The organism is Bradyrhizobium sp. USDA 3256, from assembly GCF_054058275.1.
In genome coordinates, this window is the sequence record NZ_JBSSAE010000002.1 from 3,755,190 (window position 1) to 3,768,087 (window position 12,898).

Below are 12,898 nucleotides of genomic sequence, written 5' to 3' on the forward strand. Positions count from 1 at the left end.
CTGGGGTGGAACTCAGCGCGACGCGAGTTGCGACATCGCTTCCATCGTTGTGCCAACGACGATGGCCGCGACGTAAACGACAAAGAAAAACTGCTCCAGCCGCCTGCGAACAGAAGCCATGATAAGCTCCCTCATTACCAAGGCCATGGTGCGCATTTATGGTTAATATTTCATTGACGGCACTGCCCCGTTTGGGTGGGACCGATCCAGGGAACCACCGCGATGTCTGCTGATGGGCTGCTGCCGCTCGCTTTCTTGATTGGCTACCTGCTGGGCTCGATCCCGTTCGGCATGGTGCTGACCAGGATGGCCGGCACGCAGGATCTGCGCACAGTCGGCTCGGGCAATATCGGCGCCACCAATGTGCTGCGCACCGGCCGCAAGGGCCTCGCCGCGGCGACGCTGCTCGGCGACATGCTGAAGGGCACCGTCGCCGTCATCATCGCCGGCACCATCGATGGCCCGAACGCGGCGATGCTGGCGGCGCTGGGGGCTTTCCTCGGCCACCTCTTCCCGGTCTGGCTCAAATTTCGCGGCGGCAAGGGTGTCGCGACCTATATCGGCGTGCTGCTCGGCCTGTTCTGGCCGGCGGCGCTGATCTTCGCCGTGATCTGGCTCGGCACCGCCTACACCACCCGCTACTCGTCGCTGTCGGCGCTGATCGCCGCGTTCGTGACGCCGCTGTTCCTGTGGTGGTTCGGCCACAACGCGCTCGCCTCGCTGTTCGCCGTGCTGACGCTGCTGCTGTTCTACATGCACCGCGAGAACATCCAGCGCCTGCAGGCCGGCACCGAGGGCAAGATCGGCGAGCGGAAGTGACGTCAGTCATTCCGGGGCATCGCGTCAGCGATGAGCCCGGAATCCAGAGGTTGTGGCGCGAGATTCCGGGTTCGATGCTGCGCATCGCCCGGAATGACGAGGCCTATTTCCTCAGCGCGTCCTCGACAAAGCTCGCCGCCGCCAGCGCCTTCGCATCATCGCCAAAACCCGCGATCACGGTCACGCCGACCGGCAATCCGCCCTCGGCGGCCAGCGTCGGCACGTTGACGCAAGGCACGCCCATCAAGGTCCAGAGCCGGTTGTAACGGGGATCGCCGGTCGACGCCAAACCCTCGGGTGCCGCGCCCGGCGCCGACAGCGTCAGCAGCACGTCGACCTCCGAGAGGATCGTGGCCAGCGCCTGCCGCGCGCGCAGCGTGACGGCCATCGCCGCGTCGTATTCCGCCGGCGTGCCGCCCTTGCTCTCGTCGAGCCGGCCGCGCAGGAGCGGCGGCATCGCATCGTAGTTCTGGCCGTATTCCCAGGCGAACGACTGATGCGCCTCGAACTCCTGCACCACCGGATGGATCCGCCACGCCTCCGCGACGACCTCGGGCATCGCGAGCTCGCGCACGGTCGCACCCGCCTGCTCCGCCGCACGCGCGGCCTTCTGCAACGCCTCCGCGCCGGAAGGTTCCGGCGAACCGGCGAAGGCCTGCGTCACCACGCCGATGCGCGGCGCGGAAACCTTCGACGGCCCCACCAGCTCAGGCCGCCTAGTCATCGCAGCGAGCCCCAGCGCGACGTCGCGCACGCCGGCGCCGAACAGCCCGACGGTGTCGAGCGTCCAGGAGAAGCATTTCACGCCGACGGTCGGCAGCAGGCGGTAGCTCGGCTTGATCGCGGCGACGCCACAGAACGACGCCGGCCGGATCACCGAACCGCCGGTCTGCGTGCCGAGCGCCAGCGGGATCATCCCGGCCGCGACCGCGGCGGCCGAACCCGACGACGAGCCGCCCGGCGTGTGCGCGTGATTGTGCGGATTGAGCGTTGCGGTCGGATCGTTCGCCGCGAATGCCGTCGTCGTGGTCTTGCCGATGATGGTGGCGCCGGCCTGCTTCAGCGCCATCACCACCGGCGCATCGGCGCGCGGCTGATGCCCGCGATAGATCGCGGCGCCCATCTCGGTCGGGAGGTCAGCGGTATCGATGATGTCCTTGATACCGACCGCAATCCCGCGCAGCGGCCCGGCCTGTTGCGCACGCGCCGTCTCGTCGAGGCGAACGAAGGCGCCGATGGTTCTGTCCCGCGCCGCGATGGCGTCCCGCGTCTGCGTGATGGCGGCATCGGTGGACAATTCGCCGGAGGCGATGCGGTGTTGGAGATCGGCAAGCGAAATCATCGGCAGACGTCCTGTTTCTTGATGGTTCTTGACGGTTTTTTGGCAGCTTCTTGCCAAGCGCTTTTAGCGCGTCGCGCGCGGCTGCGCCAATGTCGCAGTTGATCACAATCTCAGGTTGGGCGAAGCTAAGCCCCGCATGCATGACCGCTCGCCCAGCCCTCCAAAACTCACCGACACCGAACGGCTCAACCGCCTGCGGCTGATCCGCTCCGACAATGTCGGCCCGCGCACCTTTGCATCGCTGCTCCGCCATTTTGGCGATGCGGCGCACGCGCTGGAGCGCCTGCCTGACCTCGCGCGCCGCGGCGGCGCCTCCGGCCCCGGACGCATCTGCAGCGAGGCCGACGCTGCGGCAGAGCTCGCAGCCTGCCGCAAATTCGGCATCGATCTCGTCGCGCCGGAGGAAGCGCATTATCCGGCGCGGCTTGCCACCATCGACGATGCGCCGCCGCTGCTTGCCGTGCGCGGCGCGCGCGACACCCTGATGCGGCCGATGATCGCGATCGTCGGCTCGCGCAACGCCTCCGGCGCCGGGCTGAAATTTGCCGGCCAGCTCGCGCGCGATCTCGGTGACGCCGGCTTTGTCGTGATCTCGGGCCTCGCCCGCGGCATCGATCAGGCAGCTCACCGCGCCACCGTTGCCAGCGGCACGGTCGCCGTGCTCGCCGGCGGCCACGACAGGATCTACCCGCCGGAGCACGAGGATCTGCTGGCCGCCCTCCTCGAACACGGCGCGGCGATCTCGGAGATGCCGCTCGGCCATGTGCCGCGGGCGCGCGACTTCCCGCGCCGCAACCGTTTGATCTCGGGCGCCTCGCTCGGCGTCGTGATCGTCGAGGCGGCGCACCGCTCGGGTTCGCTGATCACGGCGCGGATGGCGGCCGAACAGGGCCGCGAGGTGTTCGCGGTGCCGGGCTCGCCGATTGATCCGCGCGCCGCCGGCGCCAACGACCTGATCAAGCAAGGCGCCACGCTGGTCACCGAAGCCGCCGACGTCATCAGCGCGGTCACGCCGATCATGGAACGGCCGGTGATGCCTGGCTTGCGCGAGGACGACGAGCCGCTGGACTTTGCCACTGACAGCGGCGATCGCGCCCGCATCATCGATCTGCTCGGACCGAGCCCGATCAGCATCGACGATCTGATCCGGATGGCCGACGTGTCGCCGGCCGTTGTGCGCGCCGTGCTGCTTGAGCTCGAGCTCGCCGGCAGGCTCGAACGCCACGGCGGCGGGCTGGTGTCGCTGATTTAGTGCTCCGGCTTGACGGCTTACGCCAATCCGTCACCGTGATCCTGAGGAGCCGCGCAGCAGGCGTCTCGAAGGACGGACGGCCCCCGCTGGTGGCCGTCGCCCCTTCGAGACGGCCGCGTTGCGGCCTCCTCAGGGTAACGGACAACACGTTTCAGCCTTCCCTATTCCGCGCATCGAAGTCGTTTCGCGCGCCTTCAATCTCCGGCAGATGCGCGAACGCCCACTGGCCGAGCGCCTTCACGGGTGCCGCCAGTCCGCGGCCGAGATCGGTCAGCTCATAGTCGACCCGCGGCGGGATGGTCGGAAACACCGTGCGCGTCACCAGGCCGTCGCGCTCCAGCCCGCGCAGCGTGAGCGTCAGCATCCGCTGCGAGATACCATTGATCATGCGCTTCAACTCGTTGAAGCGCTTCGGCCCGTCGATCAGCATCATGATCACGAACACGCTCCATTTGTCGCCGACCCGCGCCAGCACGGAGGCGACCGCGCGGCAATCGCTGTGGTCGGGGCTGGGCCGCGGCGGCGGAGCAGTCACATCGATGTTCTCGGGTCTCATTTCTGTGCTCGGGTTTCAAAAATGTGCGTTCTTGCGGAGATTTAGGGCAGTCACTCATATAGCGCCAGTTACAAACCTATACCAAAGGTGACCTCTGCCATGAAACTTCTGCACATCGATTCCTCGGTCCTCGGCCCCCACTCCGTCAGCCGCCAGGTCTCCGCCGCCGCCGTCGAGCGGCTGCGCCAGGCCGATCCCGGCCTCGTCGTCAGCTACCGCGACCTCAGCCAGACCCCGCTCGCCCACCTCTCCGGCCTGCACCTCGCCGCCAGCCAGGGCGCGGCGCCGGACCCGTCGGTGCGCGACGACATCGCGACCGGCCAGGCCGTGCTGGACGAGTTCCTCGCCGCCGACATCGTCGTGATCGGCGCGCCCATGTACAATTTCACGATTCCGAGCCAGCTCAAGGCCTGGATCGACCGCATCCTGGTTGCGGGCAAGACCTTCAAGTATGGCGCCGGCGGCGTCGAGGGACTGGCCGGCAACAAGCGCGTCATCATCGCGATCTCGCGCGGCGGCTATTACGGCGCCGACACGCCGATGGCCGCGCTCGAGCACCTCGAGACCTACCTGCGCGGTGTGTTCGGCTTCATCGGCGTCAGGAATGTTGAGTTCATCCCCGCCGACGGCATCCAGGTCGGCCCCGAGCATCGCGAAAAGGCGGTTGCGGGCGCGCTGCAGGCCGCCGGCAATCTGAACGCAGCCTGATGTGATTCAAAGCGCCTGCCATCGCCCGGCGGCGGCAGGCCGTTCAGGTGGAGGAACTCAGAACCAGACGCCCTGAATGCCGAGGATGACGGCGACCAGCGAAATCAACAGGCCGATGCCGGAGAACAGCGCGACCGTCACGAACTGCGTCGTATCTGAACTTTCGGATGCGGGCGAAACCGGGATCGACGTCGAAATGCGAGCTGCTTTCGGCATGGCGGCACTCCAAATGATTCCGTGGTGAAAAATCCCCCGCCCATTCAAGAGTCCGGCGAGTACGTCAAAGGTTCAAGCATGATCCGGAAAAGTGCGAAGCGGTTTTCCGGAAAGATCATGCTCAGACAACAAACTATTGCGCGATGATAGTCGCAAACGAAATCGGCCGGTATGAAACGCTTCACACCGGCCGTTCGATACAATGAGAAACAAATTATCCGCGATAGATCGGCGCGCCCGCCGGTGATGCGGTTGCACCGCCGTCGATGAACAGCTCCTGCCCTTGCACATGCGCGGCGTCGTCCGACGCCAGGAATAGCACGGTCTTTGAAATGTGATCGGGCTCGCCGATCCGCCCGAGCGGCGTGGTCTTGCCGATCCGCTGCTCAAATGTCTTCTCGGCCTCGGGCGTCGCGATCGCCGCGCCCCAGATCGGCGTGCGCACGGCACCCGGCGCAACCACGTTGACGCGGATGTTGCGCGGCGAGAATTCTGACGCCATCACCCGCGCCATCGCGCGCACGCCGGCCTTGCTCGCGGCATAGGCCGAGTAGCCGGGATTGCCGAGCACGGAAATCACCGAGCCGTTGAGAATGATCGATGCGCCGTCGTTGAGATACGGCGCGACCGCCTGCACCGTGAAGAACACACCGGTGAGATTGGTCCGGATCACATTCTCGAATGCGGCCAGCGTGGTGCCGCCGACCGGCGTCTGGCCGGGAATGCCGGCATTGGCGAACAGCACGTCATACTTGCCGAACTTCTCGGTGCCCTGCTTCACCGCGGCTTCCAGCGCCGCGACGTCGGTGGCATCGGCCGCCACCGCGAGCGCGTTCGGCCCGAGCTCCCTGGATGCCGCCGCAAGCGTCTCCTTGTTGCGCCCGGTGATGACGACCTTGGCGCCCTCCGCCACGAACAGCTTCGCTGTCGCGAGCCCGATGCCGCTGTTGCCGCCGGTGATCAACGCCGTCTTGTTCGCCAGTCTCATGTCCGCCTCCAATTGGTTGCATTATTAAACTTCATTGCCTAGCTAGGGCATACGGTTTAATATTGCAACCACACAAGGTCGTGATGGCCCGAATTCCTGGAGACGGTCGGTGAAACGAACCAGCCTTGCAGGCGACAGCTGTCCCGTCGCACGCGCGCTCGACGTGTTCGGCGACTGGTGGTCGCTCCTGATCATCCGCGACGCCAGCCTCGGCCGGCGCCGCTTCGGCGAATTCCAGGCAAGCCTCGGGCTTGCCAAGAACATCCTTGCCACACGGCTGCGCACGCTGGTCGAGCGCGGCATCCTGAAGACGGTCCCCGCCTCCGACGGCAGCGCCTATCAGGAATATGTGCTGACGCCGAAGGGCCACGGCATCTTTCCGATCCTGGTGGCGCTGCGGCAATGGACCGAGGAATTCGACGAGCATCCAAACGAGATCGCGACCATCCTGGTCGACCGCGACAAGGGCAAGCCGGTGAAGAAGCTCGCGCTCTATTCGCAGGATGGACGCGTGCTTGGCGCGGCCGACACTGCGCTGAAGCCGCGGCCTGCAGCGAAGCGCGCGCGGCGTCTCGCGAGTACGTAGGATGGGTGTTGTTGGTACGACACGACGGGCAACTCAGCAAAAACCTGCCAATGCTTCGCCTGCAAAAATATTTCGCTTTATCCGAAGCGTAACTCAGTGTTATGAATTGCCCGTCTCACCCGATCGAGGGGCGCTTCGCGGTCGTCACGAACGTGGTCACTGACGACCCCACATTCGGTGTCGTCCCTGCGAAAGCAGGGACCCATAACCACCGATGGTCATTGTTGAGCAGTGCTGCAACGACGAATCCCCTCCACAACACCCGCTGCGGCGTGTGGGTCCCTGCTTTCGCAGGGACGACACCGGTCGATGCGGGGCGATCCAGTACGCCGCGGCCGCACCAAGGCCAGGACGACGAATGGAGAGAGCCCCGACCCCTGCATCCCGCGACGCCCCTCACGACAACTTCCTCCGGCTGCGCGAACGCAGTTGCTCGTCGGCCTCCAGGCGGGCCATCGCGAACAGGCGCTCGAGGACTTCGAATTTGTGGCGCTGGGCGAGTTTGGCGAGTTCGGTCGCGGCGGCTGCGATCAGGACCAGGGCATCGTCCGGGCCGCCCTCCCCAGCCGTCTCGTCGCCCGCCGGTCGCCGCCGGCCCGACGCCTTGCGCTTCCGGCCGCCCCTGTGCTGCTCAAAAGGCCTAATCCGATTTCCACCCTATATATAGAGCGATACGCCCTTTCCGGACGCAACTCTACGACGTATTTTGCAACCCCTTGGGATAGAAACTCCACAGCTTGGCGCCTCCCTTCAATATCTGGCGATTTGACAGGGACCGCCCCAGCACCCATGTTCGCCCCGACACGGCGGGCCGCGAGTCTAGCGGAACCCACCTTCAAGTTTTCCCACAAGCTATTGGAATGACATGAATATCGTCATTGTGGAGTCGCCGGCCAAGGCCAAGACGATCAACAAATATCTGGGGTCCTCCTACGAGGTCCTGGCGTCGTTCGGCCATGTTCGCGACCTCCCGGCCAAGAATGGTTCCGTCGATCCCGACGCCAATTTCCAGATGATCTGGGAGGTCGATGCGAAGGCCGCGAGCCGGCTCAACGACATCGCCAAGGCGCTCAAGGGTGCCGACCGTCTGATCCTCGCAACCGACCCTGATCGCGAGGGCGAAGCGATCTCCTGGCACGTGCTGGAGGTGATGAAGGAGAAGCGCGCGCTGAAGGACCAGAAGGTCGAGCGCGTCGTGTTCAACGCCATCACCAAGCAGGCCGTCTCCGAGGCGATGAAGGCGCCGCGCCAGATCGATGGCGCGCTGGTCGACGCCTATATGGCGCGTCGCGCGCTGGACTATCTGGTCGGCTTCACCCTCTCCCCCGTGCTGTGGCGCAAGCTGCCCGGCGCCCGCTCCGCCGGCCGCGTGCAGTCGGTCGCGCTGCGGCTGGTCTGCGACCGCGAGCTCGAGATCGAGAAGTTCGTGCCGAAGGAGTACTGGTCGCTGGTCGCGACCTTGCTGACGCCGCGCGGCGACGCCTTCGAGGCGCGGCTGGTCGGCGCCGACGGCAAGAAGATCGCACGGCTCGACATCGGCTCCGGCGCGGAAGCCGAGGATTTCAAGAAGGCGATCGAGGCCGCCCTGTTCAAGGTCGCGACCGTCGAGGCCAAGCCGGCCCGGCGCAATCCGCAGGCGCCGTTCACCACCTCGACCCTGCAGCAGGAAGCGAGCCGCAAGCTCGGCTTCGCGCCGGCGCACACCATGCGCATCGCGCAACGGCTCTATGAGGGCATCGACATCGGCGGCGAGACCACCGGCCTCATCACCTATATGCGAACCGACGGCGTGCAGATCGCGCCCGAAGCGATCACGCAGGCGCGCAAGGTGATCGGCGAGGACTACGGCAACGCCTACGTGCCGGACGCCCCGCGCCAGTACCAGGCCAAGGCCAAGAACGCGCAGGAAGCCCACGAAGCGATCCGCCCGACCGACCTGTCGCGTCGCCCGGCCACCATCGGCCGAAGGCTCGATGCCGATCAGGCGCGGCTCTATGAATTGATCTGGAAGCGCACCATTGCGAGCCAGATGGAGTCGGCCGAGCTCGAGCGCACCACCGTCGACATCGAGGCCAAGGCCGGCTCACGCGTGCTGGAATTGCGCGCCTCCGGCCAGGTCATCAAGTTCGACGGCTTCCTCGCGCTCTATCAGGAAAGCCGCGACGACGAGGAAGACGAGGATTCGCGCCGCCTGCCCGCGATGAGCGAGGGCGAGGCCGTGAAGCGCCAGAGCCTTGCCGTCACCCAGCATTTCACCGAGCCGCCGCCGCGCTTCTCGGAAGCCTCGCTGGTGAAGCGGATGGAGGAGCTCGGCATCGGCCGCCCCTCGACCTACGCCTCGATCCTGCAGGTCCTGAAGGACCGCGGCTATGTCAAGCTCGAGAAGAAGCGGCTGCACGGCGAGGACAAGGGCCGCGTCGTGGTCGCGTTCCTGGAGAACTTCTTCTCGCGCTATGTCGAATACGACTTCACCGCCGATCTCGAGGAGCAGCTCGACCGCATCTCCAACAACGAGATCGCCTGGCAGCAGGTGCTGCAGGACTTCTGGCGCGGCTTCATCGGCGCGGTCAACGACATCAAGGACCTCCGGGTCGCCGAGGTGCTCGACGCGCTCGACGAGATGCTCGGCCCGCACATCTATCCGCCGCGCGCGGATGGCGGCGATGTCAGACAATGCCCGACCTGCGGCACCGGCCGGCTCAACCTCAAGGCCGGCAAGTTCGGCGCCTTCGTCGGCTGCTCGAACTATCCGGAATGCCGCTACACAAGGCCGCTTGCGGCCGACAGCGCCGAGAGCGCCGACCGCGTGCTCGGCACCGATCCCGACACCGGCTTCGATGTCACGGTGAAGGCCGGCCGCTTCGGCCCCTACATCCAGCTCGGCGAGCAGAAGGATTACGCCGAGGGCGAGAAGCCGAAGCGCGCGGGCATTCCAAAAGGCACCTCCCCGGCCGATGTCGACCTCGAACTGGCGCTGAAGCTGTTGTCGCTGCCGCGCGAGATCGGCAAGCATCCGGAAACCGGGCAGCCAATCACCGCCGGCCTTGGGCGGTTCGGGCCGTTCGTCAAGCACGAGAAGACCTATGCCAGCCTCGAGGCCGGCGACGAGGTCTTCGACATCGGGTTGAACCGCGCCGTCACGCTGATCGCTGAGAAGATCGCGAAGGGCCCGAGCGGCCGCCGCTTCGGTGCCGATCCCGGCAAGCCGCTCGGCGATCACCCGACGCTCGGCGCGGTCGCGCTGAAGAACGGTCGCTACGGTGCCTATGTCGCCGCCGGCGGCGTCAACGCGACGATTCCGAGCGACCGCACCCCCGACCAGATCACGCTCGCCGAAGCAATCGCGCTGATCGACGAGCGCGCGGCCAAGGGCGGCGGCAAGAAGGCCAAGAAGGCGAAGGCGGAAAAGCCCGCCAAGGCGAAGAAAGCCAAGTCCGAGGCGACCGAGACTGACGGCGACGCCGACGCCAAGCCCGCCAAGAAGGCGGCGTCGAAGAAAGCCGCAGCGAAGCCGAAAACGGATGCGACCAGCAAGGCGCGCGCGCCGGTCGCCTCCGGTGCCAAGACGTCGCCTGCAAAATCATCGGCACCAGCGAAAGCACCCGCGAAGAAAAGCGCCGGCAAGGCTCGAGGATAAGTGAAACGAAAACCCGACAATGGCTTTCCGGGCCGGGATGCCATCGTCGCTTTCATCCGCGCCAATCCAGGCAAGCTCGGCACCCGCGAGATCGCGCGCGAGTTCGGCTTGAAGAACGCCGACCGCGTCGAGCTGAAGCGGATCCTCCGCGAGCTCGCCGACGACGGCACAATTGCCAAGCGCGGCCGCAAGATCCACGAGCCGGCGGCGCTGCCGCCTACCGTGCTGGCCGACATCACCGGGCGCGACAGCGACGGCGAGCTGATCGCCACGCCCGCCGAGTGGGACTCGGACGAGAACGGCACCGCCCCGAAAATCCGCATCGAGACGCCGCGGCGGCCGAAGCCCGGCACCACCGCCGGCGTCGGCGACCGCGCGCTGCTGCGCGTCGAAGTCACGGACGAGCAAGACGGCACGCCCTATCGCGGCCGCGTCATCAAGGTGATCGATCACGGGCGCACGCGGATCCTCGGCATCTTCCGTCGCAATCCCGATGGCGGCGGGCGCCTGATCCCGGTCGACAAGAAGCAGGCCGGCCGCGAGCTCAACATCGCCAAGGCCGACAGCGGCGGCGCCGAAGACGGCGATCTCATCAGCGTCGACCTGATCCGCACCCGCGGCTACGGCCTCGCCTCCGCCCGCGTCAAGGAGCGGCTCGGCTCGATTGCCAGTGAAAAGGCGATCAGTCTGATCGCGATCAACACCCACGATATCCCGCAGGTGTTCTCCACTTCTGCGCTGCGCGAAGCTGAAGACGCCAAGCCCGCGACCTTGCAGGGCCGCGAGGACTGGCGCGACGTGCCGCTCGTCACCATCGATCCGCCGGATGCCAAGGATCACGACGACGCGGTGCATGCGGAAGTCGATCCCGATCCCAATAACAAGGGCGGCTTCATCGTCCATGTCGCGATCGCCGACGTCGCCTTCTATGTGCGGCCCGGCTCGGCGCTCGACCGCGACGCGCTGCAGCGCGGCAACTCGGTGTATTTCCCTGATCGCGTCGTGCCGATGCTGCCCGAGCGCATCTCCAACGATCTCTGCTCGCTGGTGCCGGGCGAGCCGCGCGGCGCGCTCGCGGTGCGGATGGTGATCGGCGCCGACGGCCGCAAGCGCTCGCACAGCTTCCACCGCGTGTTGATGCGTTCGGCCGCAAAGCTCCATTATGCGCAGGCGCAGGCCGCGATCGACGGCAGGCCGGACGACACGACGGGCCCTATCCTCGATCCGATCCTGAAGCCGCTGTGGTCGGCCTACGAGCTGGTCAAGCTTGCACGCAACGAGCGCGACCCGCTCGATCTCGATCTGCCCGAGCGCAAGATCCTGCTGAAAGCCGACGGCACCGTCGATCGGGTGATCGTGCCGCAGCGGCTCGATGCGCACCGGCTGATCGAGGAATTCATGATCCTCGCCAACGTCGCCGCGGCCGAGATGCTGGAGAAGAAGGCGCTGCCGCTGATCTACCGCGTGCACGACGAGCCGAGCCAGGAGAAGGTGCACAATCTGCAGGAATTCCTCAAGACGCTCGACCTGCCCTTCACCAAGCAGGGCGCACTGCGTCCCACCCAATTCAACCGCGTGCTGGCGCAGGTCGCCGGCGAGGACTACGAGCCGCTGGTCAACGAGGTGGTGCTGCGTTCGCAGGCGCAGGCCGAATACTCCGCCGAGAACTACGGCCATTTCGGCTTGAACCTGCGCCGCTACGCCCACTTCACCTCGCCGATCCGTCGCTATGCCGATCTGATCGTGCATCGCGCGCTGATCCGCGCGCTCGGGCTTGGCGAAGGCGCCTTGCCGACGGATGAGACCGTGGAGACGCTCGCCGAGATCGCCGCGCAGATTTCCGTCACCGAGCGCCGCGCGATGAAGGCGGAGCGCGAGACCACCGACCGGCTGATCGCGCATTTCCTTGCCGATAAGGTCGGCGCCTCGTTCCAGGGCCGCATTTCCGGCGTGACGCGATCCGGCCTGTTCGTGAAACTCGACGACACCGGCGCCGACGGCCTGATCCCGATCAGAACCATCGGCAGCGAATATTTCAACTACGACGAAACCCGCCACGCGCTGATCGGCACGCGCAGCGGCACCAAGTATCGGCTCGGCGACGTCGTCGATGTGCGTCTGGTGGAAGCCGCGCCGATAGCCGGCGCGCTGCGATTTGAGTTATTATCCAATGGTCAGGCAATTCCGCGCGGCAGAAAACATGACAGCGTAAGGGCCGAGCGCCGCGCCGCCGGATTTGGCAAGGGACCAAAAGGATCAGGCAAGAAGGCGCACAAGGAGCGGAAATCGCGCAAGAAGGATCGCAAGCCGGCGCAGCAGAAGTCCGGCAAATCGAAGCGAGGCAAGTCATGGAAGTGACACCGCCGACGGTGGTCTGGACTCGCGAGGCGGCCGAGCCCGAGAAGCGCGACGCGTGGAGCGCGATGAAGCGCGGGTTCCGCTGCCGCTGTCCGCGCTGCGGAAAAGGCAGACTGTTCCGCAAGTTTCTCAAATGCGACGGCCATTGCCCGGTCTGCGACCTCGACTTCACGCCGCATCGCGCCGACGATCTGCCTGCCTATCTCGTCATCGTTATCGTCGGCCATATCGTGGTACCGATGGCGCTGTGGATCGAGACTAATTATTCGCCGCCGGTGTGGCTGCAGCTTGCGATCTATCTGCCCTTCACGCTGTTAGCATCGCTGGCTTTGTTGCAGCCGGTGAAGGGAGCCGTGATCGGCTTGCAATGGGCCCTGCGCATGCATGGCTTTGACGAGAATCCCCCTAGCGACATCCCGCCGGTCTAGCTAAACCG

Annotated in this window: 11 protein-coding genes; 7 read left to right on the forward strand and 4 right to left on the reverse strand. The window is 66.0% G+C overall.

What is annotated here, in order from left to right:
- The first annotated feature begins 222 nt into the window (after window positions 1–222).
- Window positions 223–819: a glycerol-3-phosphate 1-O-acyltransferase PlsY gene (plsY, locus tag ACVWY5_RS19425; protein ID WP_028336373.1), complete on the forward strand. Its 597-nt coding sequence runs from the start codon at window positions 223–225 to the stop codon at window positions 817–819.
- Between the two features lie 103 nt (window positions 820–922).
- On the opposite strand, the gene ACVWY5_RS19430 is transcribed toward plsY, so the two are convergent.
- Complete coding sequence (locus ACVWY5_RS19430; protein WP_028336374.1) at window positions 923–2,161, reverse strand: amidase; 1,239 nt, start codon at window positions 2,159–2,161, stop codon at window positions 923–925.
- Between the two features lie 136 nt (window positions 2,162–2,297).
- Between ACVWY5_RS19430 and dprA the strand changes: the two genes are divergently transcribed.
- Window positions 2,298–3,413, forward strand: coding sequence for a DNA-processing protein DprA (dprA, locus tag ACVWY5_RS19435; RefSeq protein WP_028336375.1), 1,116 nt, complete (start codon window positions 2,298–2,300; stop codon window positions 3,411–3,413).
- Between the two features lie 151 nt (window positions 3,414–3,564).
- Here dprA and ACVWY5_RS19440 read toward each other — a convergent pair whose 3' ends face one another.
- Window positions 3,565–3,969 carry a winged helix-turn-helix transcriptional regulator gene (locus ACVWY5_RS19440; protein ID WP_028336376.1) on the reverse strand — a complete coding sequence of 135 codons (405 nt, stop codon included), beginning with the start codon at window positions 3,967–3,969 and terminating at the stop codon, window positions 3,565–3,567.
- Window positions 3,970–4,068: 99 nt separating this feature from the next.
- Here ACVWY5_RS19440 and ACVWY5_RS19445 point away from each other — a divergent pair, with 99 nt between their 5' ends.
- A complete protein-coding gene (locus ACVWY5_RS19445) occupies window positions 4,069–4,677 on the forward strand; it encodes an FMN-dependent NADH-azoreductase (protein ID WP_028336377.1) in 609 nt (202 codons plus the stop codon).
- Window positions 4,678–4,734: 57 nt separating this feature from the next.
- Here ACVWY5_RS19445 and ACVWY5_RS19450 read toward each other — a convergent pair whose 3' ends face one another.
- Together ACVWY5_RS19450 and ACVWY5_RS19455 are read right to left on the reverse strand one after the other, a co-directional pair.
- On the reverse strand, window positions 4,735–4,893 hold the full coding sequence (locus ACVWY5_RS19450) for a hypothetical protein (RefSeq protein WP_092078167.1): 159 nt from the start codon (window positions 4,891–4,893) through the stop codon (window positions 4,735–4,737).
- Between the two features lie 214 nt (window positions 4,894–5,107).
- Window positions 5,108–5,881: an SDR family NAD(P)-dependent oxidoreductase gene (locus tag ACVWY5_RS19455; RefSeq protein WP_028336378.1), complete on the reverse strand. Its 774-nt coding sequence runs from the start codon at window positions 5,879–5,881 to the stop codon at window positions 5,108–5,110.
- A 109-nt stretch (window positions 5,882–5,990) separates the two neighbouring features.
- On the opposite strand from ACVWY5_RS19455, the gene ACVWY5_RS19460 reads away from it, so the two are divergent.
- From ACVWY5_RS19460 to ACVWY5_RS19475, 4 genes are all read left to right on the forward strand, one after another.
- Window positions 5,991–6,467: a winged helix-turn-helix transcriptional regulator gene (locus ACVWY5_RS19460; protein WP_028336379.1), complete on the forward strand. Its 477-nt coding sequence runs from the start codon at window positions 5,991–5,993 to the stop codon at window positions 6,465–6,467.
- 865 nt (window positions 6,468–7,332) lie between these two features.
- Entirely contained in the window at window positions 7,333–10,104 is a 2,772-nt protein-coding gene (gene topA, locus ACVWY5_RS19465; RefSeq protein ID WP_028336381.1) for a type I DNA topoisomerase, read from the forward strand.
- A complete protein-coding gene (gene rnr / locus ACVWY5_RS19470; RefSeq protein ID WP_028336382.1) occupies window positions 10,105–12,462 on the forward strand; it encodes a ribonuclease R in 2,358 nt (785 codons plus the stop codon).
- Window positions 12,453–12,890 (forward strand): DUF983 domain-containing protein, encoded by a 438-nt coding sequence (locus ACVWY5_RS19475; protein WP_028336383.1) that lies wholly within the window; start codon window positions 12,453–12,455, stop codon window positions 12,888–12,890. Before rnr ends, ACVWY5_RS19475 begins: the two co-directional genes overlap by 10 nt.
- Window positions 12,891–12,898: the final 8 nt, after the last annotated feature.